General features: G+C 69.4%; 27 protein-coding genes. 12 read left to right on the forward strand and 15 right to left on the reverse strand.

The window, feature by feature from the left end; genetic code table 11:
• Positions 1 to 520: 520 nt before the first annotated feature.
• Positions 521 to 1042 carry a peptidoglycan-binding domain-containing protein gene (locus GY170_RS05315; protein ID WP_163890661.1) on the reverse strand — a complete coding sequence of 174 codons (522 nt, stop codon included), beginning with the start codon at positions 1040 to 1042 and terminating at the stop codon, positions 521 to 523.
• A 174-nt stretch (positions 1043 to 1216) separates the two neighbouring features.
• Between GY170_RS05315 and GY170_RS05320 the strand changes: the two genes are divergently transcribed.
• Together GY170_RS05320 and GY170_RS05325 are read left to right on the forward strand one after the other, a co-directional pair.
• Positions 1217 to 1540, forward strand: coding sequence for a 2Fe-2S iron-sulfur cluster-binding protein (locus GY170_RS05320; protein ID WP_163890663.1), 324 nt, complete (start codon positions 1217 to 1219; stop codon positions 1538 to 1540).
• Positions 1540 to 2244: an FG-GAP repeat domain-containing protein gene (locus GY170_RS05325; RefSeq protein WP_163890665.1), complete on the forward strand. Its 705-nt coding sequence runs from the start codon at positions 1540 to 1542 to the stop codon at positions 2242 to 2244. Before GY170_RS05320 ends, GY170_RS05325 begins: the two co-directional genes overlap by 1 nt.
• Here the strand turns inward: GY170_RS05325 and cobS are convergent.
• Positions 2241 to 3005: an adenosylcobinamide-GDP ribazoletransferase gene (gene cobS, locus GY170_RS05330; RefSeq protein WP_163890667.1), complete on the reverse strand. Its 765-nt coding sequence runs from the start codon at positions 3003 to 3005 to the stop codon at positions 2241 to 2243. The genes GY170_RS05325 and cobS overlap by 4 nt on opposite strands.
• Positions 3006 to 3078: 73 nt before the next feature.
• Here cobS and cobT point away from each other — a divergent pair, with 73 nt between their 5' ends.
• The 8 genes from cobT to GY170_RS05370 all read left to right on the forward strand — a co-directional run bounded on the left by cobT (position 3079) and on the right by GY170_RS05370 (position 12200).
• Positions 3079 to 4095, forward strand: a complete 1017-nt coding sequence (gene cobT, locus GY170_RS05335) for a nicotinate-nucleotide--dimethylbenzimidazole phosphoribosyltransferase (RefSeq protein ID WP_163890669.1) — start codon at positions 3079 to 3081, stop codon at positions 4093 to 4095.
• A 77-nt stretch (positions 4096 to 4172) separates the two neighbouring features.
• The gene (locus tag GY170_RS05340; RefSeq protein ID WP_163890670.1) at positions 4173 to 5201 is read left to right on the forward strand and encodes a histone deacetylase family protein; all 1029 of its coding nucleotides are present in this window, start codon (positions 4173 to 4175) and stop codon (positions 5199 to 5201) included.
• Between the two features lie 217 nt (positions 5202 to 5418).
• Positions 5419 to 6339 carry an ArsR/SmtB family transcription factor gene (locus GY170_RS05345; RefSeq protein WP_163890672.1) on the forward strand — a complete coding sequence of 307 codons (921 nt, stop codon included), beginning with the start codon at positions 5419 to 5421 and terminating at the stop codon, positions 6337 to 6339.
• A 99-nt stretch (positions 6340 to 6438) separates the two neighbouring features.
• Positions 6439 to 7947, forward strand: coding sequence for an arabinosylfuranosidase ArfA (gene arfA, locus GY170_RS05350; protein ID WP_163890674.1), 1509 nt, complete (start codon positions 6439 to 6441; stop codon positions 7945 to 7947).
• Between the two features lie 109 nt (positions 7948 to 8056).
• Positions 8057 to 9316 (forward strand): extracellular solute-binding protein, encoded by a 1260-nt coding sequence (locus tag GY170_RS05355; RefSeq protein WP_163890676.1) that lies wholly within the window; start codon positions 8057 to 8059, stop codon positions 9314 to 9316.
• Between the two features lie 74 nt (positions 9317 to 9390).
• On the forward strand, positions 9391 to 10284 hold the full coding sequence (locus tag GY170_RS05360) for a carbohydrate ABC transporter permease (RefSeq protein ID WP_163890678.1): 894 nt from the start codon (positions 9391 to 9393) through the stop codon (positions 10282 to 10284).
• Complete coding sequence (locus tag GY170_RS05365) at positions 10281 to 11123, forward strand: carbohydrate ABC transporter permease (protein WP_163890680.1); 843 nt, start codon at positions 10281 to 10283, stop codon at positions 11121 to 11123. The genes GY170_RS05360 and GY170_RS05365 overlap by 4 nt, the downstream gene beginning before the upstream one ends.
• Before the next feature lie 3 nt (positions 11124 to 11126).
• Positions 11127 to 12200 (forward strand): ABC transporter ATP-binding protein, encoded by a 1074-nt coding sequence (locus tag GY170_RS05370; RefSeq protein WP_163890682.1) that lies wholly within the window; start codon positions 11127 to 11129, stop codon positions 12198 to 12200.
• A 223-nt stretch (positions 12201 to 12423) separates the two neighbouring features.
• Here GY170_RS05370 and GY170_RS05375 read toward each other — a convergent pair whose 3' ends face one another.
• Genes GY170_RS05375 through GY170_RS05400 form a run of 6 tightly spaced genes read right to left on the reverse strand, consistent with a single transcriptional unit; the run spans position 12424 to position 18884 of the window.
• Positions 12424 to 13449, reverse strand: a complete 1026-nt coding sequence (locus GY170_RS05375) for an ABC transporter substrate-binding protein (protein WP_163890684.1) — start codon at positions 13447 to 13449, stop codon at positions 12424 to 12426.
• Positions 13450 to 13484: 35 nt separating this feature from the next.
• Positions 13485 to 14291: an ABC transporter permease gene (locus GY170_RS05380; RefSeq protein ID WP_163890686.1), complete on the reverse strand. Its 807-nt coding sequence runs from the start codon at positions 14289 to 14291 to the stop codon at positions 13485 to 13487.
• The gene (locus GY170_RS05385; RefSeq protein ID WP_163890688.1) at positions 14291 to 15178 is read right to left on the reverse strand and encodes an ABC transporter permease; all 888 of its coding nucleotides are present in this window, start codon (positions 15176 to 15178) and stop codon (positions 14291 to 14293) included. The genes GY170_RS05380 and GY170_RS05385 overlap by 1 nt, the downstream gene beginning before the upstream one ends.
• A gap of 3 nt (positions 15179 to 15181) precedes the next feature.
• Positions 15182 to 16234, reverse strand: a complete 1053-nt coding sequence (locus GY170_RS05390) for an ABC transporter ATP-binding protein (RefSeq protein WP_163890690.1) — start codon at positions 16232 to 16234, stop codon at positions 15182 to 15184.
• Positions 16235 to 16269: 35 nt separating this feature from the next.
• Positions 16270 to 17718 carry an amidase gene (locus tag GY170_RS05395; protein WP_163890692.1) on the reverse strand — a complete coding sequence of 483 codons (1449 nt, stop codon included), beginning with the start codon at positions 17716 to 17718 and terminating at the stop codon, positions 16270 to 16272.
• On the reverse strand, positions 17715 to 18884 hold the full coding sequence (locus tag GY170_RS05400; protein ID WP_163890694.1) for a cytochrome P450: 1170 nt from the start codon (positions 18882 to 18884) through the stop codon (positions 17715 to 17717). Before GY170_RS05400 ends, GY170_RS05395 begins: the two co-directional genes overlap by 4 nt.
• A gap of 126 nt (positions 18885 to 19010) precedes the next feature.
• Between GY170_RS05400 and GY170_RS05405 the strand changes: the two genes are divergently transcribed.
• Positions 19011 to 19397, forward strand: coding sequence for a DUF302 domain-containing protein (locus tag GY170_RS05405; protein ID WP_163890696.1), 387 nt, complete (start codon positions 19011 to 19013; stop codon positions 19395 to 19397).
• Positions 19398 to 19533: 136 nt separating this feature from the next.
• Here the strand turns inward: GY170_RS05405 and tpiA are convergent, their stop codons facing one another.
• The 7 genes from tpiA to GY170_RS05440 all read right to left on the reverse strand — a co-directional run bounded on the left by tpiA (position 19534) and on the right by GY170_RS05440 (position 24485).
• Positions 19534 to 20277: a triose-phosphate isomerase gene (gene tpiA, locus GY170_RS05410; protein ID WP_163890698.1), complete on the reverse strand. Its 744-nt coding sequence runs from the start codon at positions 20275 to 20277 to the stop codon at positions 19534 to 19536.
• Positions 20278 to 20404: 127 nt separating this feature from the next.
• On the reverse strand, positions 20405 to 20773 hold the full coding sequence (locus tag GY170_RS05415) for a HesB/IscA family protein (RefSeq protein WP_163890700.1): 369 nt from the start codon (positions 20771 to 20773) through the stop codon (positions 20405 to 20407).
• A gap of 119 nt (positions 20774 to 20892) precedes the next feature.
• Positions 20893 to 22107, reverse strand: a complete 1215-nt coding sequence (locus GY170_RS05420) for a glycerophosphodiester phosphodiesterase family protein (RefSeq protein WP_163890702.1) — start codon at positions 22105 to 22107, stop codon at positions 20893 to 20895.
• A gap of 101 nt (positions 22108 to 22208) precedes the next feature.
• Positions 22209 to 22934 (reverse strand): DUF3307 domain-containing protein, encoded by a 726-nt coding sequence (locus GY170_RS05425; RefSeq protein ID WP_163890704.1) that lies wholly within the window; start codon positions 22932 to 22934, stop codon positions 22209 to 22211.
• Positions 22927 to 23544, reverse strand: a complete 618-nt coding sequence (locus tag GY170_RS05430; RefSeq protein ID WP_163890706.1) for a hypothetical protein — start codon at positions 23542 to 23544, stop codon at positions 22927 to 22929. Before GY170_RS05430 ends, GY170_RS05425 begins: the two co-directional genes overlap by 8 nt.
• Positions 23545 to 23630: 86 nt before the next feature.
• Positions 23631 to 23987, reverse strand: a complete 357-nt coding sequence (locus tag GY170_RS05435; RefSeq protein WP_163890708.1) for an SUF system Fe-S cluster assembly protein — start codon at positions 23985 to 23987, stop codon at positions 23631 to 23633.
• Positions 23988 to 24062: 75 nt separating this feature from the next.
• The gene (locus tag GY170_RS05440) at positions 24063 to 24485 is read right to left on the reverse strand and encodes a DUF983 domain-containing protein (protein ID WP_163890710.1); all 423 of its coding nucleotides are present in this window, start codon (positions 24483 to 24485) and stop codon (positions 24063 to 24065) included.
• A gap of 183 nt (positions 24486 to 24668) precedes the next feature.
• On the opposite strand from GY170_RS05440, the gene GY170_RS05445 reads away from it, so the two are divergent.
• On the forward strand, positions 24669 to 25298 hold the full coding sequence (locus tag GY170_RS05445) for an EF-hand domain-containing protein (protein ID WP_163890712.1): 630 nt from the start codon (positions 24669 to 24671) through the stop codon (positions 25296 to 25298).
• The last annotated feature ends 11 nt before the right edge of the window (positions 25299 to 25309 follow it).

Raw genomic sequence — 25309 nt, forward strand, 5'->3', positions numbered from 1 at the left:
GCGCGGCCGTCGGAGCGCCACCCCACGGGCAGGCGCTCGCCCGGCGCCGGAGAGGGGAGGAGGGGCTTGGCCGGCATAAAGCGCGCAGCGCGGCCGTCGGAGCGCCACCCCACGGGCAGGCGCTCGCCCGGCGCCGGAGAGGGAGTGCCCGGTGGTGGGCCGGGCGGTGGGTTGGAAACCCACCCTACGTGAGGGCGCGCCGGGTCTTCGCGTTGGTCTTTGTCCCTGGCTGGCGCCCGGCTGGAGCTCTTCCCCCGCCCGGTACGCGCCAAAGGCGCAGGGCGAGCGCCTGCCCGTCCCGGCGCGCTGGCGCTCTGGTGAAGCTTGGTGCGTCGCTCGGGGAGGGGAGGGACTTGGCTGGCATAAAGTGCGCAGCTCAGTCGTCGGAGCGCCACCCCACGGGCAGGCGCTCGCTCTGCGCCTGAGACGTTTGCGCTCCGGGAGGCAGGGGCGTCCGTCGCGCCACGTCAGCGCCGCCGTCCGGACTGTCGGGCCAGCCACAGAGCCGCCCACCAACCCCTCACAGCGCGTCCAGCTGCTCCGGGCTGAGCGCCACGAGGCCGAGGGCCTGGGCGGCGGAGAGGGAGAGGAGCGCGCTGTCGGGGCCGCGGCCGCGCTGGTAGTCCTGGATCGCGCGGCCCGTGGCCCGGTCGAGATGGCCGGTCACGACGCCCTGGTAGAAGCCGCGCGCGGCCAGCGCCCGCTGGAGGCTCTCCACGAAAGCCTGCGTGTAGACAGGCGGGCAGAGCGTCTCGAAGCGCAGCTCCTGCCGCTCGCGGGCGATGTTCTGGCGGGTGACCGTGCGGTAGCTCGCCGGGGTGACCAGCGTGCCGTCCTCGGCGCGGACCTCGGGACTCGCCAGCTCCTGCGCCGTCACCGTCTCGATCACCGCCGGCTGGATGTCGCGCCCGTAGCAGCGCCCGTCCTCTCCGATCTCGATCTCGGCCGCCACCAGCGCCTGTGGCACCGGCGCCGCCGCGTCTGGGACGGGCGTGCAGGCGGCGGAACTCAGGAGGAGAGGGAGGAGAAGGGCGCGTCGCATGGGCCGTCTGCCGTGGGTCGGCGCCGACCATATGGGCGCCGCCGGCCGCCGCAAGCCCGGCGCCGCCCCGGCGGGCCGCTCCTGTGGCGGGGCGGGCTCACTTCTGCGCGCCCCCTCTGGCCATGCCCGGCCGGCTCGCCTATCTAGGGGCCGACCCGCAGGCGAGAGGCTCCAATGGCGCGCATTACCTATATCGAACATGGCGGTAAGGAACATCAGGTCGACGTGCCGAACGGCCTCACCGTGATGGAGGGTGCGCGCGACAACGGCATTCCCGGCATCGAGGCCGATTGCGGCGGCGCCTGCGCCTGCTCCACCTGTCACGTCTATGTCCATCCCGACTGGGTCGGCAAGCTCCCCTCCAAGGAGCCGATGGAAGAGGACATGCTCGATTTCGCCTTCGAGCCCGACGCCGATCGCTCGCGCCTGACCTGCCAGCTCAAGGTCTCCGACGAGCTCGACGGGCTCGTCGTGCAGATGCCCGAAAAGCAGATCTGATGCGCGCCGCGGCGCTCCTCGGCCTGCTGGTCTGGGGCACCGCCGCTCTGCCTCAGGAGGCTCCGGCCCGCGTGCTCTCCGCCAGTTACGGCGAGCCGACGGGGCGCTATGACCACGGAATCCTCGGCGATGCGATCGAGTGGGGGGCGCTGACCTTCCAGCTGGAGGGCGCCGCCCCGCGCAGGCTGCGCCTGCCCGAGACCCGCGTCTTCGAAGATATCGCCCCGCGGCTTGCCGATATGGACGGCGACGGCTCCCCCGAGGCGGTGGTGGTGGAGAGCGACCTCTCCCTCGGCGCCCGGCTCGCCGTCTACGGCCCGGAGGGGCTGGTGGCGGCGACGGAGTTCATCGGCCAGAGCCACCGCTGGCTGGCGCCGGTGGGCGCGGCGGATCTCGATGGCGACGGGCGCCTCGAGCTCGCCTATGTCGACCGGCCCCACCTCGCCCGGATTCTGCGCGTGGTGCGGCAGGAGGGGGAGCGGCTGGTGGAGGTCGCGGCGCTCGAGGGCGTGACGAACCACCGGATCGGGGAGGACCACATCTCTGGCGGAATCAGGGAGTGTGGCGGGCTTCCGGAGATGATCGTGGCCAGCCCTGACTGGGCGACGATCCTCTCCGTGACGATGGCGGACGGCGCGCTCGCGGCCCGGGAGATCGGCCCGGCCACGGGCCCGGCGAGCTTCGCCGCGGCGCTGGCCTGCTAGGCCAGCGCAACCAAGGCCGCGAGCCCGCCCAGCTCCGCCAGCAGGCAGCAGGCGCCGAGGATGTCCCCCGTCTGCCCGCCGATCTTCGCCCGGGCCAGCAGCGCCAGCGCCCCGACCGCGGCGCCGGCGGCGAGGGCGACCGGCACCGCCCAGACCCCCAGCATCAGCAGCGCCCAGAGCGCGCCGAGGCCGAGCCCGAGCCATCCTGCGCGGCCGGGCCGCCCCGTCCCGTGGCTCAGCCCATCGGCCCGCGCCGGGGGCAGGGCGGCCATGACGGCGGCCATGAGGCCCCGCGCCAGCGTCGGCACCGCCAGCAGCGCCGGCCAGAGGAGGCCGGCGGCGATCACCGCCTCCGTCGCTGCGAAGCGGGCGAGCGTCACCAGCACCAGCGCCAGCACGCCGTAGGCGCCCGTGCGGCTGTCGCGCATGATCTCCAGCCGGCGGGCCTTGTCCCAGCCGCCCCAGAGCCCGTCCGCCGTGTCCGCCAGCCCGTCCTCGTGGAGCGCCCCCGTCCCCAGCGCCTGCGCCGCCAGAACCGTCACCGCCGCCAGCGCCGGCGTCAGCCCCAGCCAGAGCGCCATCGCTCCGGCAAGACCGGAGACCAGACCCACGGCCAGCCCCGCCACCGGGTAGGCCCAGGCGGCCTTCGCGCCCCGCTCATGCGCCACGCGGCCCACGGGCAGGCGGGTGAGCAGCCCCAGCGCTGCGCCGATGTCGCGCAGCTCCAGCCCCTGCCAGCCGATGTCGCCAATGCGTGCCATTCCGTCCGCCCCGGGCTTTCCCTTGCGGCGCTGAGCGTTAGAGAGGGGGGCACGAAAACGCAACGAGGGACACATGCCCGTCCGCTTCACCGATCTCGCCGGCATACGCGCCGCGCTCGCCGACCTGCCGCAGCCCGATGCCGCCGCCCTCGCCGGCGCCAGCGCCCGCAATGCCCAACTGACGAAGCCGCCCGCCTCGCTGGGGCGGCTGGAGGAGCTGGCCATCTGGTACGCCGGCTGGCGGAGCGAGGCGCGGCCGGCGATGCGCGCGCCGCTCGTCTGCCTCTTCGCCGGCAACCATGGCGTCGCGGCGCGCGGCGTCTCCGCCTTCCCGCCCGAGGTGACGGCGCAGATGGTCGGCAATTTCGAGGCCGGCGGCGCCGCGATCAACCAGCTCGCCGGGGCCTTCGGGGCCCGCCTCTCCGTCACGCCCCTGTCGCTGGAGAGCCCGACGGCCGACTTCACCCAAGGGCCGGCGATGAGCGAGGCGGAGGTGGTGGAGGCCTTCGCTACCGGCTGGGCCGCCGTGGACCCGGCCGCCGACCTCCTCGTGACCGGCGAGATGGGCATCGGCAACACCACCGCGGCCGCCGCCCTTTCCGCCGCGCTCTTCGGCGGCGGGGGAGAGGCGTGGGTCGGCCGCGGCACGGGGGTCGACGATGCCGGCCTCGCCCGCAAGCGCGAGGTGGTGGATGCCGGCCTTGCTGCCCATGCCGGCGCGCTGGACGACCCGCTGGAGGTGCTCCGCCGCCTCGGCGGGCGGGAGCTGGCGGCGATGGCCGGGGCGATCCTCGCCGCGCGTCACCATCGCATCCCGGTGATCCTCGACGGGTTCATCTGCTGCGCCTCCGCCGCCGTGCTGGCGAAGGCGGCGCCGGGCGCGCTGGAGCATTGCGTCGCCGGCCATTCCGGCGCCGAGGCCGCCCATGCCCGGCTGCTGGAGGCGCTGGGGCTGACGGCGCTCCTCGACCTGGAGCTGCGCCTCGGCGAGGGCTCCGGGGCGGCGCTGGCCATCGGCGTGCTGAAGGGCGCGCTCGCCTGCCATTCGGGCATGGCGACCTTTGCCGAGGCGGGGGTGAGCGCCGGCTGAGGGGGCCTGCCTCGACCGGCCCTTGCGGGCCGGCTCGGGGCGGGGCAGCCTCGGCCCCGAGCCACAGGGAGAGCCAGATGAAGACCTTCTTCTCCGAAGACCACCGCAAGCACTTCCCGCAGGCCGAGCTCTCGGGCGGCCAGTTCGTGACGCCCTTCGAGCGGCCATCGCGCGTGGAATACGTGCTGGCGGAGCTGAAGGCGCGCGGCATGGGGGACATCGTGGCGCCGGGGGCCGCCGACATGGCGCCCATCGAGGCGATCTGCGACGCCGGCTACCTCGCCTTCCTGCAGAGCGCCTTCGCGGAATGGAAGGCCGACGGCAACGCCGGCGAGCTGATCGCCGGCTGCATCACGCCCCGCGGCATGCGCACCGACCGCATCCCGACCAACATCGACGGCAAGGCCGGCTATTATTGCCACGCCGCCGAGACGGCCATCACCGCCGGCACCTGGGAGGCCGCCCTCTCCTCCGCCGCCTCCGCCCAGGCAGCGCAGGCCGAGGTCACCGCCGGCGCCCGCGCCGCCTTCGCCCTCTGCCGCCCGCCGGGCCACCATGCGACGGCGGACCAATACGGCGGCTACTGCTTCATCAACAACGCCGCCATGGCCGCCCAGATGTTCGCCGCCGCCGGCCAGCGGACCACAGTGCTGGACATCGACTTCCACCACGGCAACGGCACGCAGAACATCTTCTACGACCGGGAGGACGTGCTCTTCGCCTCCCTCCACGGCGACCCGGCGGACGCCTACCCCTACTTCCTCGGCCATGCCGACGAGCGGGGCACCGGTGCCGGCGAGGGGGCCAACGCTAACTACCCGATGAAGTCGGGCACGGCGTGGGACGAGTGGGGCGCGGCGCTGGACGATGCCATCGGCAAGATCCGCGCCCATGGCACAGAGGCGCTGGTGGTCTCGCTGGGCGTGGATGCCTACAAGGACGACCCGATCAGCTTCTTCAGGCTGGTGAGCGATGACTTCACCCGCGCCGGCGAGAAGATTGCGGCGCTCGGCTTGCCGACGCTCTTCGTCATGGAGGGCGGCTATGCGATCGAGGCGGTGGGGATCAACACGGTTAACGTGCTGGCCGGGTTCGAGGGGGCCTGAGCGGCGGGGCCATCGCCTGCGTCCGGGCGGGGAGGGGGCGCTGCCCCGGCCGTTCTTAGGGTCGATAAGCGGCGGGGCCCTCCGACCGTCCGGTGCGGCCCCACCGCGCCGGGGGTACACATCGTCGCACTGCCCGTCGCGACGCAGATAAGCTCTTTTTTCATACCCGGTTCGCGGATACACATGCTCGCATCGTTTGCGTGAGGATGTTTCCCCTATGACCAACAAACTGCTCGTCGTCGACCCGATCGATCAGTTCGAGGTGCTCAAGGGGCTGGCGAGCGAGGTCCGGATCTCCATCCTCAAGCTTCTGGCGAAATCGGGGCCGATGAACGTCAATCAGGTCGCGGCCGAGCTCTCGCTTCCGCAATCCACGATCTCTTCCAACATGCAGGTGCTCGAGAACGTCGGCCTCGTCGTGACCGAGATCCAGCGGGCGCGGAAGGGGAGTCAGAAGGTCTGCCAGTCGGTCTTCACCGAGATCCTCGTGGCCTTCGGGGATCAGCGGCCGGAGGTCGGCGATGACGAGATCGAGGTCTCCATGCCGCTTGGCCTCTACTCCCATGTCGAGGTCACCGCGCCCTGCGGGCTCTGCTCCATCGACGGGGTCATCGGGCTGCTCGACGTGCCCGACACCTTCCTCGACCCCGACCGCATGCGGGCAGGGCTGCTCTGGTTCACCCGGGGCTTCGTGGAATACCAGTTTCCCAATAATGCCAAGCTCTTGAACAAGCCGGTCCAGTCCCTGGAGTTCTCGATGGAGCTCAGCTCGGAGGTGCCCGGCACCTCTGCCGACTGGCCCTCCGACATCTCGCTGGTCGTCAACGGCATCCACGTCGCAACGTGGACGTCACCCGGCGACTTCGGTGACAAGCGGGGCGTCTTCACCCCCGACTGGTGGAAGCTGGCCGGCTCCCAATACGGCAAGCTGAAGACATGGCGAATCAACGGCGACGGGACCTATGTCGACGGCCTGCGGGTGTCGGACGTGACCCTGAAGGATCTGGAGGTCGACACCCACCGGTCGATCCGGGTGCGGATCGGGGTGCGGGAGGATGCCCAACACCCCGGAGGCATGAACATTTTCGGGCGCGGCTTCGGCAATTACGATCAGGACATCACCATGCGCCTGCGCTGATCCGCGCAGAAAATCCTTGACTGACCCGCGATCCCCTCGCATCCATATCATCAAAATCGGTATAAACCGGAATTTAAGGTACGCCAGGGAGGGGGTTCCATGAGGGCACGGGTCACCGCGCATGCGCGCTATGCGGTCGCGGACATCGACAAGCGGCTATACGGGTCGTTCCTCGAGCATCTCGGCCGGGCGGTCTACACCGGCATCTATGAGCCCGACCATCCCAGCGCCGATGCCAGCGGCATGCGGCAGGACGTGATCGACCTTGTGCGCGAACTCGACACGCCCATCTGCCGCTACCCGGGCGGCAACTTCGTTTCCGCCTACAACTGGGAGGACGGGATCGGCCCGAAGGAGGATCGCCCGACGCGGCTCGATCTCGCGTGGAAATCCCTCGAAAACAACCACGTCGGCATCCACGAATATGCCGACTGGGCCGACAAGGCGGGGATCGAGATGATGCTCGCCGTCAACCTCGGCTCGCGCGGGCTCGACGAGGCGCGCAGCTTCGTCGAATACGTGAACCACCCCGGCGGCAGCTACTGGTCGGACCTGCGCCGCAAGAACGGCCGCGAGGACCCGTGGGCCGTGAAAACCTGGTGCCTCGGCAACGAGATGGACGGGCCCTGGCAGGTCGGCCACAAGACGGCCCGGGAATACGGGCAGCTGGCCAACGAGACGGCCAAGGCGCTGCGCGCCTTCGACAGCGATCTGGAGTTGATCGTCTGCGGCTCTTCCCACTCCGACATGCCGACCTACCCGCAGTGGGAGGCGACGGTGCTTGAGGAGAGCTACGACAATATCGACCACATCTCGCTGCACATGTATTTCGAGAATTACGAGAAGAACACGGCGAACTTCCTCGCCCTGCCGGAGAAGCTGGACCGCTACATCGGCACGGTGAGCGGCGTGATCGACTTCGTGAAGGGCAAGAAGCGGTCGAAGAAGGATGTGAAGATCTCCTTCGACGAGTGGAACGTCTGGTATCACACCCGCAAGAAGGACCAGCTCTACCTCGAGGGGAAGGACTGGCAATACTGGCCGCCGATCCTCGAGGATGTCTACAACTTCGAGGATGTGCTGCAGGTCGGATGCATCCTGAACACCTTCATCCGCCGCTCCGACCGGGTGCGTATCGCCTGCATCGCGCAGCTGGTGAATGTCATCGCGCCCATCATGACGCAGCCGGGCGGGCCGGCGTGGCGGCAGACGATCTACTACCCGTTCAAGCTCGCCTCTCACCACGGCCGCGGCACCGCGCTGCAGCTCGATGTCGACTGCCCGACCTACGACGCCGACATGGCGGCGGGGGTCAGCTACCTCGACATCGCCGGCGTCCACGATGGCGACGCGGGCAGCGTGACCTTCTTCGCAATCAACCGGAACGGGAGCGAGCCGCTGGAGGTCGAGCTGTCGCTGGAGCGCTTCGGCACGCCGAAGTCCGCCAGCCACACCCTGATCCGCCATGACGATCTGGAGGCGACGAACACCATGGAGGCGCCGGATACCGTCGTCCCCCAGGAGGGCAGCGGCGCGAAGATCGACGGCAGCACGCTCAGCATGACGCTGCCGCCCTACAGCTATTCGATGATCAAGGTGGAGCTTTGACGACCGTATCGGTGGAACGGGTATATATCACGAAGTCCGTTGATTGGATCCGAAGGTAGTGTAACATTCATCTGCGACCGGGGACCGGTCGCTCTTTGGGAGGAGACTGATGAAACATCTTATGGGACTGGCCCTCGGGGCCACGCTGGCGACGGCTGCCCAGGCGCAGGAAACGGTCGTCTGGTGGGACTTCCTGAGCGGCGGCGACGGCGTGCGGATGAAGACGCTGATCGACGATTTCAACGCCGCGCATGAAGGCGAGATCACCATCGACGCGACGACGCTCGAATGGGGCGTGCCCTTCTACACCAAGGTGCAGACCTCGGTCGCCGTCGGCGAAGCGCCGGACATCATGACCTACCACGCCAGCCGCATTCCGCTGGCCGTGAGCCAGGGCGTGCTCCAGCCGATCACCGATGCCGACTGGGAGCAGATGGGCCTCGGCCAGGACGATTTCGCGGAAGCCACGTGGAACGCGGTGACCGTCGATGGCGCGCAATATGCGGTGCCGCTCGATACGCACCCGATCGTCCTCTACTACAACCGCGACCTTCTCGAGCAGGCCGGGCGCCTCAGCGAGGACGGCACGCCCATGGGCCTCGACAGCCGCGAGGGCTTCGAGGAAACGCTGGCCGCGCTCAAGGATGCCGGCGTCCCCTATCCGCTGGCCTCGGTCACGGCCGACGGCAACTTCATGTACCGCACCATCTACTCGCTGATGGGCCAGCAGGACGGCGAGCTGCTGACGGATGGTGAATTCCTGGCCGGCGACAACGCCGAAAAGCTGGAGAATGCCCTCTCCCTGCTGCAGGACTGGACGACCAACGAGTGGCAGTCGACCTATACCGACTACCCCGCGACCGTCGCGCTCTTCACCTCCGGCGAAGCGGCGATGATGATCAACGGCGTCTGGGAAGTGCCGACGATGAACGACCTCGCGGGCGAGGGCCGGCTCTTCGACTGGGGCGCCGTCGAGCTGCCGGTGATCTTCGACCACGCGTCGACCTACGCCGACAGCCACGCCTTCGCGATCCCCGCCAACAACGGCGTGGATGAAGGCTCGGCCAAGCGCGACGCGGTGCTGGAGGTCATGTCCTGGATCTCCGACAACTCCCTCTTCTGGGCGACCGCGGGCCACATCCCGGCCAATGCCGGTGTGACGGCTTCCGACGAGTATTCCCAGATGGAGCCCAACGCGACCTACTCCACGCTGACGTCCAACATGATCTTCGACCCGCAGAGCGAGTTCTCGGGTGTCGCCGGTCCGATGTTCGACGTGATGTCCACCTACTTCGTGCCGACGCTGAACGGAGAGATGGACCCGGCCGAAGCGGTCGAGGAAATCCAGTACGAGCTCAACGACATGTAACTCCCTGGCGGGGGCGCGCGCCACGTGTGCGCCCCCATCCTTCGTGACCACCGGTTCGGATGGGAGGACCAGTCGTGATCCGCAACGCGAGAAAAGACACGCTGATCGCCTATGTCCTGATCGCCCCCTTCGTGGCGATCTACGGGCTGATCTTCGTCTACCCGACGATCGACATGTTCATCCTGTCGTTCAAGGATGCGCCGCTCATCGCCTTCGGGCCGCAGACGGCGGAGTGGACCGGGCTCGACAATTACACCCGCCTGCCGGACGACCGTCGCTTCGGCACCGCCTTCTGGAACACGGCCTATTTCGTGCTGCTCTCGGTTGTCCCGGGCACGCTGGTGGCGCTGGCCATCGCCCTTGGGATCACGCGGCTTTCGGGGCGGCTGCAGTCTCTCGTGCTGGCGCTGTTCTTCCTGCCCTACATCCTGCCCGTCTCCGTGGTCTACCGGATCTGGGACTGGACGCTGAACTTCCAGTTCGGCATCGCCATGCACCTCTTCGACACGCTGGGGATCGACCGTGTGCCGATCTTCAAGACGTCGACATGGTTCATGCCGGCCGTCGCCTTCGTGACGATCTGGTGGACCTGCGGCTTCTCGATCCTGCTGTTCCTCGCCGGCCTTCGCGCCATCCCGGCGGAGATCTACGAGGCGGCGGAGCTGGACAATGCCAACCGCTGGACCGTCTTCCGCAAGCTGACATGGCCGCTGCTCTGGCCCGTCACGGCGCTGGTCCTGACGATCCAGCTGATCCTGCAGCTGAAGATCTTCGACCAGGTCTACCTGTTCTCCGTTGGCGGGCGGCCCAACGACAACCTCGTCATGGTCTATTACATCTACCAGCGCGCCTTTCAGAACGATGACGGCGGCCGGGCCGCGGCCATCGCGGTGGTGCTCTTCATGATCGTCATCATCGTCTCGGTGCTGAACTTCCAGCTCCTGCGACTAGCGGAGCGCAAGACATGAACCTCGCCAGAACGCGACGCGTCAACATCGCCGGGGCGATCATCACCGTCATCACGGTGATCGCCGCCATCATCTGGGCCTTCCCGATCTACTGGGGCATCGTCTCCTCCTTCAAGCTCGAGGACGAGGTCGTGCGGCCCTATATCGAGCTCTGGCCCGAGCACCCGACGCTCCGCCACTACTGGTTCGCCCTGACGCAGACGCAGATCGGCAGCTGGTACGTGAACTCGGTGGCCACGGCGCTGGGCGTCACGGTCCTGACCGTCTCCACCTCGCTGCTCGTCGGCTATGCCATCAGCCAGCTGCGGTTTCCGGGGCGGCGCGTGCTCTGGTGGCTGATCCTCGCGAGCTTCATGGTCCCCACGCAGGTGCTCATCATCAACCATTTCGTGCTGATCGCGAACATGGGGCTGCTCAACACCTGGGCCGGGATCATCCTGCCGCAGCTGATCCACCCGGTGGTCATCATCGTCTACAAGCAGTTCTTCGATCAGGTGCCGAAGGAGTTTCGCGAGGCGGCCGTCATGGACAACGCCTCGGAGCTGCGGATCCTGAGCAAGGTCTACATTCCGATGAACTGGGGCGTCACCACCGCCCTCTCCATCGTCACCTTCATCTGGGCCTGGAACGCCTTCCTGTGGCCGTTCCTGGCGGTCACGCGGACCGAGATGATGACCATCACGGTCGGCATCACCCAGGTCAGCGACGCCTTCGGCGTCTATTACGCGCGGCAGCTGGCCTCGGCCGTGCTCGCCGGTTTCCCGGTCGCGCTCGCCTACCTGCTGTTCCAGAGGCGGGTCACGCAGGCCATCACGCTCAGCGCGGGGATCAAGGGGTAAGGCATGGCGGATATTTCGCTGCAGAACGTCTCGAAAAGCTTCGGCGCCGTCGATGTCATCAAGGACATCAGCCTGGAGGTCGAACAGGGGGAATTCGTGGTCTTCCTCGGGCCCTCGGGCTCGGGCAAGTCCACGCTCCTGCGCATGATCGCGGGGCTTGAATCCATCGACCGCGGCAAGCTCCTGATCGGCGGCAAGGAGTGCCAGGACATCGCGCCGGGCCAGCGGAACGTCGCCATGGTCTTCCAGAATTACGCGCTCTACCCGCACATGACCGTGCGCGACAACATGGCCTTCGGCCTGCGCAACATCGGCATGAAGGAGAAGGACATCGAGGCCAGGGTCGCCGATGCCGGGCGCATCCTCGAGATGGACGCGCTCCTCGACCGCCGGCCGAGCCAGCTGTCGGGCGGGCAGCGCCAGCGGGTCGCGATCGGCCGGGCCATCGTCAAGGAGCCGGCGGCCTTCCTCTTCGACGAGCCCCTGTCGAACCTCGACGCGGCGCTCCGCGTGCGCACACGGGTGGAGCTGGCGCAGCTGCACCAGCGCATCGCGGCGACGATGATCTACGTCACCCACGACCAGACGGAGGCGATGACGCTCGCCGACCGGATCGTCATCCTCAACGACTGCCGGATCGAGCAGATCGGCACGCCGATGGAGGTCTACACCTACCCCGCCTCGCGCTTCGTTGCCGGCTTCGTCGGCAGCCCGGGAATGAACTTCCTTAACTCCGACGTGGCGGTCTCCGGCAAGGAGGCGACGGCCACCCTCGGCGACGGCTCCCGCGTGGCGATGAGCATCGATGTCCCCGAGGGAGGTACCTACGAGCTGGGGATCCGGCCGGAGGCGGTGCATGTCGTGACGGGCGAGGGCGACACGACGGGCGAGGCGACGGTGGTGGAGAACCTCGGCGACCGGACGCTCGTCTACACCCGCCTCGGCGACGGCTCCTCTGTCATCGCGCTGGATGACGGCCGCTCCCAGGTCGCCCCGGGCGACACCGTGTCCCTCCGCTTCGACACGAGCCAGCTGCACCTCTTCGACTCGTCCGGCCGCGCCTATCACGCTGACTGAGGCTGGCGGACGCTGCCAAGGGAGGCCGGGCGCGTCGGACCGGTCGTTCTAAGTCAGGCGCGGGTGATGTCGGGGAACTGGCTGTCCGAAGCGCCAGCGTGCGGGCGCCGGTCTGACCGGCAGGCGGAGCGCAACATCGCGGCGGATAGTCATCGTCTCACGGGGCCGATGCCGCGAACGGCGCGAGTGGCGGGGGGCAGTCAGCCCCCCGCTTGCGTAGCGTTTACTGCAGGAGCTCCGTCCAGATCTGCGTGTAGAGATCGTTGGCCGAGGCGGGGCAGGTGGGCAGGAAGACGCCCGCGTCGGCCAGCTCGTCGGGGATGACGATCTCCGGCGCCGTCTGCATGTCTTCCGGCATGAACTCCTCCGAGCCGGCCACGCCGTTGCCGTAGCGGGCGAAGGCGGAGATCATCGCCGCGTTCTCCGGCTCCAGGATGAAGTCGATGAACTGGTAGGCCTCGTCGACGTTCGTGGCGTCGGCGAGGAGGCCGACGTTGTCCATCCAGATCGGGTAGCCTTCCTGCGGGTAGCCGTAGGCCACGTCGGGGTTGTTGAGGCGGATGCGCATGGAGGAGCCGTTCCAGTTGACGCTGGCCATCACGTCGTTGGCACTCATCCGGTCGGTCATGCCGTAATCCATCGACTGCCAGGAGGGCTTGGCCGCCATCAGCACGTCGCGCACTTCGCGCAGCACTTCCAGATCCTCGGTGCAGGGCTCGCCGCCGGCGTAGAAGATCGCCATGGCCATCACGTCCGACATCTCGGGAACGACGTTGACCTGGCCGACCAGCTCTTCCGGCGGGTCGAGGAAGATGCCGGAGGTGTTGATGTCGCCGTCATAGACGGAGGTGTTCACCGACACGCCCGTCGTGCCCCATTGCCACGGCACGGTGTAGTCGCGGTTCGGGTCCCAGTCGGGGTTCTGCCAGCGCTCGGCGATGTTGCCGAAGTTCTCCAGCCGGTCCTTGTCGAGCGGGGCGAGGAGGCCGGAGTCGACGTAGATCTGCACGTAGTTCGCCGTTGGCACGACGAGGTCGAAGCCGTGGCCGCCGGCCTCGATCTTCGCCAGCGCGGTGGAGTTGGAATCGTAATCCGTCACCGTCACCTCGATGCCGGTCTCTTCGGTGAACTTCTCCAGAAGCTCGGGCGAGGTGTAGTTGCCCCAGTTGTAGAGGTTGAGCTCCTGCGCGGCGGCGGCGCCGCCCAGAAGCACGAGGGCCGTGGTCGTCAGCGTCAAAGTCCGTGTCATGGTATTTCTCCCTGTGGCGGACGTGTTGGGGGCCGTCAGTTCTGGCGGCCCCGGGTGATGAGGAAGAAGCCGGTCAGCAGCAGCACGGTCAGCACCAGAAGCGCGGTGGAGATGGCGTTGACCTCCGGCGTCATCGCCCGGCGCAGCTGGCCGAGCATGTAGGTGGGCAGCGTATCCTGCCCGGCGGATTTCACGAACTCCGTGATGATCACATCGTCGAGCGAGATGACGAAGGCGAGCATCGCGCCGGCGAGGATGCCGGGCGCCAGGAGCGGCAGCGTCACGTGGCGGAAGGCCTGCCATGGTGTTGCGTAGAGGTCGGCGGCCGCCGTCTCGAGGCTCATGTCCATACCTTCCAGCCGGGCCCGGATGGGCAGGTAGGCGAAGGGGATGCAGAAGGCGGTATGGGCGAGGATCAGGTAGCCGAGGCCCTGGATGCCGGTCGCCGTGCGGATGGCGCCGAAGAGGATCAGCAGCGCTACGGCGGTGACGATCTCCGGCACCATGAGCGGCTGGTTGATCATCACGTAGATGATCGTCTGCCCCTTGAAGCGGCCGCGCCGCGTCGTCCCCACGGCGGCCAGCGTCGCCAGCAGGGTGGAGAAGCCGGCGGCGAAGGTGGCGATGACGAGGGAGCGGATCGCCGCCTGCTGCACCTGGTCGTTCTCCCAGGCGAGGCGATACCAGTCGAGCGAGAAGCCGCCCCAGATCGCCACCGAGTTGGCGGCGTTGAAGGAGTAGACCACGAGCGTGATGATCGGCGCGTAGAGCGCGATGAAGGCGGCGATGGCGATGGCGCCGAAGCCGGGCAGGCGGGTGACGGAGAAGGGTTTCGTCGCCATCAGCCGCGCTCCTCGTCCCGGGAGGAGGCACGCACGTAGACGAGCAGCGCCAGCGTCACGATCACCAGCAGCACCATGGAGAGCGCTGCCCCCAGGGGCCAGTTGCGGCCCTGACCGAACTGCAGCTCGATGAAGTTGCCGAGCATCATGTTGCGCCCGCCGCCGAGGACGCGGGGCGTCACGTAGGCGCCGAGCGAGGGGACGAAGACGAGGATCGAGCCGGCGACGATGCCGGGGCGGATGATCGGCAGGATGATCCGCCGCAGCACCCGCCAGCGGCTGGCGTAGAGGTCATAGGCGGCCTCGATGAGGCGGAAGTCGAAGCGGTCGATGGCGGCGAAGAGCGGCAGCACCATCAGCGGCAGGTAGACATAGGCCATGCCGATCAGCACGGCGGTGTCCGTGTTGAGCAGCTGGATGGGGCTGTCGATGAGGCCGATCTTGAGGAGCGCGGTGTTCAGGATCCCCTCGTTGCGGATGACCTGCATGATCGCGAAGGTGCGGATCAGCAGGTTCGTCCAGAACGGGATGGTGATCAGGAACAGCCAGAGCGGCCGGCTGCGCGCGGGCCGCGTGGCGATGAACCACGCCGTCGGCAGGCCGATGACGAAGGTGATGAGCGTGGTGAGCAGCGACAGCTTCACCGAGCGCCAGAAGATCGTCAGGTGCGCATCGGCGAGGGAGACGGTGCCGTCGAAGATGTCGCGCCGGAAGAGGACGCGGAACCATGCCTCCAGCGTCGGGTCCCAGACGACGCCGGAATACTCGCCCGGCGACAGGAAGGAATAGACGAGGACGATCATCAGCGGCCCGGCGGCGGCGCAGAAGAGCACGACGAGCGCGGGCGTGGACAGCAGCCAGGCCGTGCGGGTGCGGCTCTGTGCCATGCCTCAGTCCTCCAGCACGCGCAGGGCGCCGGGGGCGAAGGCGAGGCCGACGGGCTGGCCCTTGCCGATGCCGCTCTCGCCCGTCGGCGGCGATTGCATGCGGGCGACCACCTCCGTGCCGTCGGAGAGGAGCAGGTGGCAGTGCCAGTCGGTGCCGAAATAGACGCTGTCGCGCACGGTGGCGGTAAGGTCGCCTTCCCCCGGCTCCGTCAGGCGGAGGAGCTCGGGCCGCACCGCCAGCGTGATCGGGCCGGTGCCGGCGCCGGGCAGGGGCAGCGTGTCGCCGGTGGAGAGGGTGACGCTGTCGCCCTTCGCCTCGGCCTCGAGAAAGTTGGTCTCGCCGATGAAGTCGGCCACGAAGCGGTTGACGGGGCGGGTGTAGATCTCCCGCGGGGAGCCGACCTGCTGGAGCTGCCCGTGCGACATCACGGCGATCCGGTCGGACATCGTGAGCGCTTCTTCCTGGTCATGCGTGACGAAGACGAAGGTGATGCCCGTCTCGGACTGCAGGCGCTTGAGCTCGCTCTGCATCTCCTTGCGCAGCTTGAGGTCGAGCGCCGAGAGCGGCTCGTCGAGGAGCAGCACCTCCGGCGCCGGGGCGAGGGCGCGGGCGAGGGCCACGCGCTGCTGCTGCCCGCCCGAGAGCTGTTCGGGGCGGCGGGAGGCCATCTGCTCCATCTTCACGAGCGCCAGCATCTCTTCCGTGCGCTTGTCGACCTTGGCAGCGTCGTCGCCGCGCATCTTGAGGCCGAAGCCGATGTTCTGGGCGACCGTCAGATGCGGGAAGAGCGCGTAGCTCTGGAAGACGGTGTTGACGTTGCGCTTGTTGGGCGGGCTCGCGGTGATGTCGCTCCCCGACAGGAGGATGGCGCCGTCGGTCGGTGTCTCGAACCCCGCGATGCAGCGCAGAAGCGTTGTCTTGCCGCAGCCGGAGGGGCCGAGAAGGGTGAAGAATTCCCCCTGCGCGATGGAGATGGAGACGGCGTCGAGCGCCGTGATCTCGCCGGCGCCGAACCTCTTGGTGACCGCGCGGGCCTCGATAGCTGTCGTCGTCATTCGTCCCCCTGCTCAGGGCGATGTTGGACGGCGATCTATCGGCTTGCAAGCCGGAACGCGGGCAGACGGTCCACCCAGGGCGCCGCCTGCTCAAGCTCTGCGCAGAGGGAGAGCAGACGCTCGTCCTCCCCCGTCGCCGCGGCGAGGTGGATGCCGACGGGCAGCCCCGCCGCCTCGCCGAGGGGCACGGAGGCGGCCGGCTGGCCGGAGGCGTTGAAGGCGGCGCAGAAGGGGGAATAGGCGAAGACGCCGCCGGGCCCGGTGCGGAAGGCGACGTAATCCTCGGTCTCGTGGTTGAACCGCCCGATCTTTGCCGGAAGCTCGGCGAGGGTGGGGGAGAGCAGGATGTCGACATTCTCGAAGATCGCCGCCATCTGCCGCCCGTAGGCGTGGATCTGGCCGACCGCCTCGAGGTAGTCGGCGCCCGAGAGCGTCTCCGCATAGGCGATGGCGCCGCGGGTGACACCCTCGACGTCGCCCTCGCGAAGCTCCCGCCCCTGCCGGGCGAGCGCCTTGCGCACGGAGAGGGCGGTGCCGCAGGCGACGATCCGCGTCCAGGCCTGCATCATCCCCTCGTGATGCGCCTCGGGGCGCAGCGGCGTGACGGTATGGCCGAGGTTCTCCAGCAGGTGGGCGGCTTTCTCCACCTCTGCCGCCACCTCCGGCGCCACGGGGGTGCCGTCGAACTGCGTGGTGCACAGGCCAATGCGCAGGCGGGCCGGCGGCGCCTCGATGGCGCGCGAGAAGCCCTTGCGCAGCGGCGGGGCGAAGTAGGGGGCGCCGAGGTCGGGGCCCTGGCATTCGTCCATCATCGTGGCGGCGTCGCGGACGGAGCGGGCGAGGAAGCCGTCGATGGCCATGCCCGCCCAGCCCTCGCCCGAATAGGGCCCGTCGGGGAAGCGGGCGCGCGTCGCCTTGAAGCCGAAGAGCCCGCAGGAGGCGGCCGGGATGCGGACGGAGCCGCCGCCGTCGCTGCCATGTGCCAAGGGCACGATCCCCGCCGCCACGGCCGCGCCGGCGCCGCCGGAGGAGCCGCCGGGCGTGCGCGAGCTGTCCCAAGGATTGCGCGTCGGCCCGCCGTAGACGGCCGCCTCCGTCGCCGGGCCGATGCCGCCCTCGGGAGACGTGGTGCGCCCGAAGGTGACGGCGCCGGAGGCGCGGATGCGCGTGAAAATGGCGCTGTCCTGCCCGTAGCTCGTATCCGCCAGCAGGCGGGAGCCGTTATGCGAGGGGAAGTCGATGGCCTCGGCGCCGAGATCCTTCAGAAGGAACGGCACGCCCCGGAAGGGGCCGGGGAGGAGGCCGTCGGCGATCGTCTTGCGGGCGATCTCCTCGCGCAGGTGGACGACGGCGTTGAGCTTCGGGTTCAGCGCCGCGACCTGGGCGAGGGCGACGTCGAGCAGCTCGTCCGGCGTCACCTCGCCGCGGGCGACGAGCTCGGCGAGGGCGGTGGCATCATGGCGGACGTAATCTTCGGGGGTCATCGGGTCACCATCAGGCGGTCATGGCCGTGGAAGTGGTAGAGATCGGCGAATTGCGGGGGCTCGGCGAGGGAGAGGGCGGGGCCGGCGAAGAGGGCGCGCAGACCGATCAGCAGCTCCAGCCGGGCGAGCGGGGCCCCGACGCAGAAGTGGATGCCGCCGCCGAAGGCCGCATGCGCCGGCGCCTTGCCAGCGTAGCGGGACGGATCGAAGGTGGCGGCGTCGTCGTAGACCGACGGGTCACGCCCGGCGGCGGCGAGGAGGCAGGCAACCTGGTCGCCGCGCTGGAAGCTGTGGCCGAAGAGCTCGCAGGGCTCGTAGACCCAGCGGGTGAACATATGCAGGGGCGGATCGAAGCGCAGCACCTCCTCCACCAGCGCCTCGTCCACCCTGCCGGGTGGCCTCGGCAGCAGCAGGGTGGCGGCGTTGCCGATGGTGTGCACCGTCGCCTCGTGCCCGGCGTTGAGGAGGAGGATGCAGGTGGTGACCAGCTCGTCGGTGGAGAGGCTCTCGCCGGCCTCCTCCGCCGCGATCAGCTCGGTGATCAGGTCATCTCCCGGGCGGGAGCGGCGGGCGGCGACGACCTCGCGGATATAGGCGGCGAAGGCGGTAGAGGCTCCCATCGCGGCCGCCTCGATCTGCGGCGTCCGCCGGGCCTGATACATGGCGACCATGGCGTTGGACCAGTCGACGAGCTGGCGCCAGTCCTCCTCCGGCGTGCCGAGGAGGCGGCAGATGGTGATGGCGGGGATCGGCTTGGCATAGGCCTCGATCAGGTCGAAGGGGCCGTCCGGGAAGGCCGCCACGAGATCGGCGCAGAGCGCCTCCAGCCCGGGGCCAAGCGCGGCGATGCGGCGCGAGGTGAAGGCGCGCAGGACGAGGCCGCGCAGGCGCTTGTGGCGCGGCGGCTCCAGCTCCAGCATCGAGTGGGCCTCGATATCGTAGAAGGGGCGCAGGTGCTCGGCGATCTCGGGCGCGCATTCTGGCGGCGCCTCGCGCCCCAGCCGGCGGTCGCGCAGGAGGGCGCCGACGGCGCGGTGCGAGGTGGCGCAGACGAGGCCGTACTCCTCCCACTCGAACAGGTCGCCGCCCGCCCGGGCGCGCTCGTAGAACGGGTAGGGATCCTGGACGAAGGCGGGGTCGGTGGGGGACTGGGAGAGCCGGAGCATGGGCCGCAGACTCGCGCGGGCGCGGGCCGAGTGCAAGAGCTGGCGCTGGGCCGAACGCCTGACCCGGTGCTTGACCCTGGGGCGGGCCTGCGGCGTGATGGGGCGGTAACCAGCAGGAGGGGTTTTATGGCCTACACGATCGACAGGGTGATCGAGGGCGCTGGCATGGCGGAGGTCGAGGCGCGGGCCCGCGAGGCGCTCTCCGCCCATGGCTTCGGCGTGCTGACGGAGATCGACGTTCAGGCGACGATGCAGGCGAAGCTGGGGGAGGAGATGGCGGGCTACAAGATCCTCGGCGCCTGCAACCCGAAGATGGCCTGGGCGGCCATCGGGATGGAGCCGCGCATCGGCGCCATGCTGCCCTGCAACGTCATCCTGCGGGAGGTCGAAGGCGGCGTCGAGGTGGCGGCGGTCGACCCGGTCGCCTCCATGTCCGCCGTGCGCAACCCCGAGCTGGACGTCGTCGCCGAAAAGGTTCGCGAGATGCTCGCCGAGGCGATCGCCGCCGTCTGAGCGCCGGATCCCGCTTCATCTGGCCAAAAATACCGCGGGGTGTGGGGCAGAGCCCCACCCGTCCGGGGGTGTGGGGGCCTCAGGCCCCCACGAAAGGCAGGGGGTTCGGGGGGTGCAACCCCCCGACGCGCCCCCCTCAGGTCTCTTCCAGCGCCGAGATGATCGGCGAGAAATCGGCCGAGGTCAGGCTCGCGCCGCCGACCAGCGCCCCGTCGACGTTGGGGACGGCGAAGATCTCGGCCGCGTTGGCGCCCTTCACCGAGCCGCCGTAGAGGAGCGTCACCTCCGCGCCGTCCTGCAGCCGTGCCTCCAGCGCCTCGCGGAGGGCCGTGTGCGCCTCGGCGATCTCCTCCGGCCCGGCGGTGAGGCCGGTGCCGATGGCCCAGATGGGCTCGTAAGCGATGATCGTGTTGGCCGCCGTGGCGCCGCCCGGCAGCGAGCCGGCGAGCTGGGCCGTGATGACGGCGAGGTGCTCGCCCGCCTCGCGCTGGGCCTGGCTCTCGCCGAGGCAGATGATCGCCGTCAGCCCGGCGCCGTGGGCGGCGGCGGCCTTGGCGGCGACATCCTCGTCGCTCTCGCCATGCTCGCCCCGGCGCTCGGAATGGCCGACGATCACGTGGGAGGCGCCGGCATCGGCCAGCATGGAGGCGGAGATGTCGCCGGTATGGGCGCCGTTCGCCTCGGCGTGGCAATCCTGCCCGCCGGCGGCGATGGCGGTGCCACCCAGCGCCCCCGCGACGGCGGAGAGGAGGGTGGCGGGCGGGCAGATCAGGATGCCGACGGAAGGCTCCGGGTGGGCGGCCTGCAGGGCGCGCACCTCGTCCAGCCCGGCGGTCAGGCCGTTCATCTTCCAGTTGCCCGCGGCGAGTTTCTTCGGCATGGCGCCCTCCCTTTGCATCCACGGCTAGCAGCCGGGGGAGGGGGCTTCAATCGCGCGCGCCGCTGTTTGCGCTCACAGGCGGATGCTTTGCGGGTGGGGCGCCCCCGGGGAGCCCCGGGGCCGGCGCTCAGTGGGTCTGGGCGCCGAGGCCTTCCTCGAACTTGATCGATTCGCCGCAGCCGCATTCGTCCACCACGTTGGGGTTGCGGAAGCGGAAGCCGGATTCGAGGAGCGAGACCTCATAGTCGATCTCGGTGCCGAAGAGGAACATCTGCGCCATCGGCGCGATCATGACGACGGCGCCATCCTGCTCGACCACCTCGTCATGCGGATCGACCGCGTCGGTGTAGTCGAGCGTGTATTCCATGCCCGCGCAGCCCCCCTTCTTGATGCCCAGGCGGAGGCCCTTGTGGCCTTTCCTGTTCATCAGGGTGCTGATCTGCTTGGCGGCGGCCGGCGTGAGGGTGACGGCCTGCTTTCCGGGAATCGCGAACATGGTGCCTCCTTCGACTTCCCCAAGATAGGACGGGCGCGCCCCTCTCTCAAGGGACACGCCCGCCGTGGCGCCCTGCGCCTGCGTCAGGGCAGGGCGCCGGGCCCGGCTCAGGGCAGCTCTCAGAGCCCCATGCAGTTGGCGTAGTAGGTCACCGTCGCCGGCCAGTCGGAGAAGACGCCGACGACGCCCACGTCCTGCGCCAGAACGTCGAGCACCTCGAAGTAGTCGCCGTCGTTGTCGATGGCGTCGGTGATCGTGTGGTAGTACCAGCCGCCGCCCGAGGCGAGCGGGCCGGAGCGCTCCAGCGTCCAGGCGACGATGCCGATATCGGCGTCGGCGAGCTGGATGGAGAGCTCGGAGGGGACGATCTCGCCGGTCTCATCGAGCGTGACGAGGAAGGGGATGGCGGGGGCCACGTAGTTGACGCCCTGCTCCTTCAGCTTGGCCGGTGTCCAGCCCCAGGTGGCCGGGTCCATGCCGTCGAGGCCCTCGATGGAGCTGTCGTCGATCAGGTAGACGGCCTGTTCGCCGAACTCGGGGGTGTTCTCGATCCAGTAGAGGACGTCGTCGAGGCTGAAGCTCTGCGGCCAGACGCGCGAGGGGTCGATGCCGGCGGCGACGTATTCGTCCACCAGCTTCTGGGCGTAGTCTTCCTGGGAGAAGCCGTTGAAGGGCATCTCGACGGAGGGCGATTTCAGCTCGGGCGTGAAATCGGCGCCCAGCTCGTCGAAGAGGGCGATCGATTCGGCATGCGTCATCAGCGTGGCGTTGCCGGCATAGAGGTCGGTGCGCCAGTTGGCGGTGCCGCCGACGTAGTCTTCCGGCGTGGTGGCGGAGGCGTCGGAGGCGTCCATCTTCGGCATCAGCGTCTGGAACTCGGCCAGCGTGATGTCGGAGGTGCGGCACTCGGCGGAGGCGGGAGTCTCGCCCTCGGCGGCGGTGAACGGCGTGGTGCAGTTCTCGGCGAGGTCGGTGGTGACGATGTTGGTCGTCGTGTGCAGGTCGTTCTGCGCGTGGCGGCAGACCAACTCCAGATCGGAGGTGAAGGTCACATCGCACTCGAGGATGCCGGCGCCCATCGTGGCGGCGGCGCGGTTCGATTCCACCGTGTGCTCGGGGAACATGAGCGGCGCGCCGCGGTGGCCGATGGAGAAGGGCGTCTGCGCGGGCGTCTGCGCGGCGCAGGCGGCGAGCGTGTCTTTCAGCTCGCCCTCTTCCATCTGGCTGATGAGGTAGGCGGGGCGGGGGCCGTAGCTGACGGCGTCCTGCGCGAGGGCCGGCAGCGCGGCGCCGGCGGCGAGCGCGGCGAGGGCAGTGGTGCGGATGAGGGACATCTGGAGCCTCCTGTAATGTCTGGCGCAGCTTGTCGGGAGCCGGCGCAACGGGAGGGAAACGAGACGACGAAGATTTCGTGACAGCGTTCAGATCCGGGCGCTCAGAGCCGGGCGGCGAGGGCCTGGGCGGCGAAGGTGACGGCGATGGCCCAGCCGAAGGAGGCGAGCGTGCCGATGATAACGTATTCGCTGGCGGCCCGACTCTCGGAGACGGTGCCGAAGCGCAGGATCGACTTGGCCGCGATGAGGAAGCCGATGGAGCCGGGCTGGCCGGCGAGCATCAGCACGAAGATCAGCCCCCGCTCAAGGTAGCCGATGGCCGCGCCGCCGCGGGGCAGGCCTGAGCCGCTCTCTTCCCCCGCCGGCAGTCCGCCGGGGGCGAGGCCCTCCATCAGAAGGGCGACGGCGAAGCTGCCGGCCCGCGCGGCGATGAGGAAGCCGGCGCCGAGGGCCAGCAGGCGCGGCGCCTCGGCGAGGTACGGCGCCCAGAGCGATGCCTCCCACAGCCCCGGCATCAGCTGGGCGAGGAGCGCGAGGGAAGCCAGGTGCAGCGCCTGATCGACGAGGAAGGCGGTGAGGCCGCGGCGGGGCAGGAGCGCCTTGCCCGCGTCGATGGCCAGATGCGCCAGCGCCAGCGCGAGGAGGGCGAGCGCCGCCCGCGGCTCCGTCGGGGCCAGGAGGGCGAGGAGGAGGGCGAGGTGGATGCCGGCATGGGCGAGGAGGGCGCCGGGGCGCCCCTCGGCCTTGCGCGCGGCCATCGCATCGCTCTGCAGCAGGAAGTCGCCCAGCGCGTGGGCGGCGAGGAGCAGGGCGAAGCTCTCAATCAAGCGAGGCCTCCCATGCGCCCAGCGCCTTCAGAAGCGTGCCCCAGCCGGCGCCGGAGAGGCGGGATTGCACGGCCTGCCGCGTCACCCCCAGCTGCTGCGCGAGATCCTCGTGGCGCGGGGGGGAGGCGGCGTCTCCCAGCGCGTCCAGCGCGACGAGCAGCGCCTCCGCCTGCGTGGCGGTCCAGCGGGTGGCGATCTCGCCGCAGGCGGCGAGCAGGGCCTGGTGCAGGGGGGTGATGCCCGTCCCGTCGACGGCGAGCAGCTCGCGGGCCGGCATGTCATCGAGCATCCGGCCGGAGAGGCTGAAGGCCGCGCCCTCGCCGGCGGCCAGCCCGCCCTCGCCGACCTCTGCCTCCCCCAGCCCGATGGCGATGCGGGAGAAGGAGGGCCGGTCCGGCCGGTCACGCAGGACGCAGAGGATCTTCAGGGTCAGCCGCAGGGCCAGTTCGCCCTCGGGCAGCAGGATCTGCCAGCCGTCGCCCCGGTGCCGCTCGAAGCGGCCGCCGTCCCGCCCGGCCACCTCCTCGATGAGACGCAGCGCGTCCGTCACCTCGGCAGGGGCGCGTTCGGAGGAGGCGACGATGTCGCCGGTGAAGATGGCAGCGGTCATTTGCAATGAAAAACCCTTGCTTCGGATAAAAGCAAGGGCATTCTTATGCTATCTGGAAAGCAAGGGAAATCCCTTGCTTGCACGCCTTACATGAAGCCGAGTTCCAGCCGGGCTTCGTCGCTCATCATGTCCATGCCCCATTGGGGGGACCAGACCATCTCCACGTCCACCTGCTTGACGCCGGGGATCGGCTCGACCGCGTCGGCGACCCAGCCGGGCATCTCGCCGGCGACGGGGCAGCCGGGGGCGGTGAGCGTCATGTGGATGGTCACGGCGCTCTCGGCATCGATCTCGATCGTGTAGACGAGGCCGAGGTCGTAGATGTTCACCGGGATCTCCGGGTCATAGACCGTGCGGCACGCCTCCACGATCTGCTCGTAGAGCGGATGATCGGTCGTCGACGGCTTGATGAGCGGTGTGCCTTCGAGCTGATCGTCGGGCATGGGGCGTCTCCGGCTATTCCTGAGCAAAACATAAGGTTTCCCGCCGGCGCCGTAAAGGTCACCGCCGGGAGGGGCTCAGGCGACGCTGAACCCGTGCATCCGCCGCGACCATTGCAGCGCGACGAAGGCCCCCTTGATGCGCGGCAGCAGCCAGAGGGAGAGGACGACGGCGATCGTCGTCAGCGACGTCGCCATGACCCAGGGCTCGGGTTGGAACCACGACCAGAGGAAGTGGATGACGAAGCCGATCACGTGCCCGACGACGAGGATCGTCAGATAGGCCGGGCCGTCATCCGCCCGCTGGGCGGTATAATCCTCGCCGCAGACGTCGCAGGCCTCGTTCACCTTGAGGTAGGAGTGCAGCAGATGCCCCTCGCCGCAATGCGGGCAGCGCCGGCGGAAGCCGCGGCGCAGCGCCGGCCAGAGCGGCCGGTCGTCGATCTCGCGCTCGCCCAGACGGGCGGCGGAGGAGGGGGCGGAGGTCTGTGTCTCACTCATCGGGGTCTCCCGGGGCTTCGCTCCATAGATGGGGCAAGTTCCCGGAAGGTTAAACCCTTCGGCGCTCATCTGTGACCTCGCGCCTCCGTGACCTCGTGCCCCGCACCGCGACGGAGGCGCCGGCCCCGCCCGTTGGACGGGGCAGTCCGGCAGCGAAGGCCGGTATCGAGGAAGGAGCCTGACATGACACGGATGATGCTGATGGCCGCGGCCCTGACCGCTCTCGGCGGGGCGGCGACGGCGCAGGGGGCCCCCGGCCCGCTGATGGGGCCGCCGAGCTTCGAGACGCTGGATGCCGACGGCAGCGGCGCATTGTCGCTGGAGGAGATGACCGGCGCCGCCGAAAGCCGCTTCGAGGCGGTGGACGGTAACGGTGATGGCGTCCTCTCCGCCGAGGAGGTCGCCGCGGCCATCGTCGCGGCGGCGGAGGCGCGGGCGGCGGACATCAGCGAGCGGATGATCGCGCGCATGGATGTCGACCGGGACGGCGCCCTCTCCTCGGGCGAGATCGGCGCGCGGATGCCGAACCCCACCGCGATGTTCGGCCGGCTGGACGCCGATGACGACGGCGAGGTCTCCGCCGAGGAGTTCGAGGCGGGCCCGGGGATGCGCGGGGGGCCGGGCGGCCGCCATTTCTTCGACAGGGCGGGGGAGGATCGCGGCCCCGGCTTCCGTGGCGGTGACCGCCACTGGGGCCCCGGCTTCGGGGACGGTGACCGCGACTGGGGTCCCCACTTCGGGGAGGGCGAGCGCCCGGTCCCGCCCGCGCCGGAGGATGGCAGCGACGAAGGTGGGGCCGGTGACGAGGGCTGACACCGCACCGA

The sequence above is a fragment of the Pseudoroseicyclus tamaricis genome (assembly GCF_012070395.1).
In the GTDB taxonomy this organism is placed as follows: Bacteria; Pseudomonadota; Alphaproteobacteria; order Rhodobacterales; family Rhodobacteraceae; genus Pseudoroseicyclus_A; species Pseudoroseicyclus_A tamaricis.

Bases quoted from the DNA above. Each gene is read 5' to 3' on its own strand.
- GY170_RS05315 (WP_163890661.1), bottom strand. From the start codon at position 1,042: ATGCGACGCGCCCTTCTCCTCCCTCTCCTCCTGAGTTCCGCCGCCTGC.
- GY170_RS05320 (WP_163890663.1), top strand. From the start codon at position 1,217: ATGGCGCGCATTACCTATATCGAACATGGCGGTAAGGAACATCAGGTC.
- GY170_RS05325 (WP_163890665.1), top strand. From the start codon at position 1,540: ATGCGCGCCGCGGCGCTCCTCGGCCTGCTGGTCTGGGGCACCGCCGCT.
- cobS (WP_163890667.1), bottom strand. From the start codon at position 3,005: ATGGCACGCATTGGCGACATCGGCTGGCAGGGGCTGGAGCTGCGCGAC.
- cobT (WP_163890669.1), top strand. From the start codon at position 3,079: ATGCCCGTCCGCTTCACCGATCTCGCCGGCATACGCGCCGCGCTCGCC.
- GY170_RS05340 (WP_163890670.1), top strand. From the start codon at position 4,173: ATGAAGACCTTCTTCTCCGAAGACCACCGCAAGCACTTCCCGCAGGCC.
- GY170_RS05345 (WP_163890672.1), top strand. From the start codon at position 5,419: ATGACCAACAAACTGCTCGTCGTCGACCCGATCGATCAGTTCGAGGTG.
- arfA (WP_163890674.1), top strand. From the start codon at position 6,439: ATGAGGGCACGGGTCACCGCGCATGCGCGCTATGCGGTCGCGGACATC.
- GY170_RS05355 (WP_163890676.1), top strand. From the start codon at position 8,057: ATGAAACATCTTATGGGACTGGCCCTCGGGGCCACGCTGGCGACGGCT.
- GY170_RS05365 (WP_163890680.1), top strand. From the start codon at position 10,281: ATGAACCTCGCCAGAACGCGACGCGTCAACATCGCCGGGGCGATCATC.
- GY170_RS05370 (WP_163890682.1), top strand. From the start codon at position 11,127: ATGGCGGATATTTCGCTGCAGAACGTCTCGAAAAGCTTCGGCGCCGTC.
- GY170_RS05375 (WP_163890684.1), bottom strand. From the start codon at position 13,449: ATGACACGGACTTTGACGCTGACGACCACGGCCCTCGTGCTTCTGGGC.
- GY170_RS05380 (WP_163890686.1), bottom strand. From the start codon at position 14,291: ATGGCGACGAAACCCTTCTCCGTCACCCGCCTGCCCGGCTTCGGCGCC.
- GY170_RS05385 (WP_163890688.1), bottom strand. From the start codon at position 15,178: ATGGCACAGAGCCGCACCCGCACGGCCTGGCTGCTGTCCACGCCCGCG.
- GY170_RS05390 (WP_163890690.1), bottom strand. From the start codon at position 16,234: ATGACGACGACAGCTATCGAGGCCCGCGCGGTCACCAAGAGGTTCGGC.
- GY170_RS05395 (WP_163890692.1), bottom strand. From the start codon at position 17,718: ATGACCCCCGAAGATTACGTCCGCCATGATGCCACCGCCCTCGCCGAG.
- GY170_RS05400 (WP_163890694.1), bottom strand. From the start codon at position 18,884: ATGCTCCGGCTCTCCCAGTCCCCCACCGACCCCGCCTTCGTCCAGGAT.
- GY170_RS05405 (WP_163890696.1), top strand. From the start codon at position 19,011: ATGGCCTACACGATCGACAGGGTGATCGAGGGCGCTGGCATGGCGGAG.
- tpiA (WP_163890698.1), bottom strand. From the start codon at position 20,277: ATGCCGAAGAAACTCGCCGCGGGCAACTGGAAGATGAACGGCCTGACC.
- GY170_RS05415 (WP_163890700.1), bottom strand. From the start codon at position 20,773: ATGTTCGCGATTCCCGGAAAGCAGGCCGTCACCCTCACGCCGGCCGCC.
- GY170_RS05420 (WP_163890702.1), bottom strand. From the start codon at position 22,107: ATGTCCCTCATCCGCACCACTGCCCTCGCCGCGCTCGCCGCCGGCGCC.
- GY170_RS05430 (WP_163890706.1), bottom strand. From the start codon at position 23,544: ATGACCGCTGCCATCTTCACCGGCGACATCGTCGCCTCCTCCGAACGC.
- GY170_RS05435 (WP_163890708.1), bottom strand. From the start codon at position 23,987: ATGCCCGACGATCAGCTCGAAGGCACACCGCTCATCAAGCCGTCGACG.
- GY170_RS05440 (WP_163890710.1), bottom strand. From the start codon at position 24,485: ATGAGTGAGACACAGACCTCCGCCCCCTCCTCCGCCGCCCGTCTGGGC.
- GY170_RS05445 (WP_163890712.1), top strand. From the start codon at position 24,669: ATGACACGGATGATGCTGATGGCCGCGGCCCTGACCGCTCTCGGCGGG.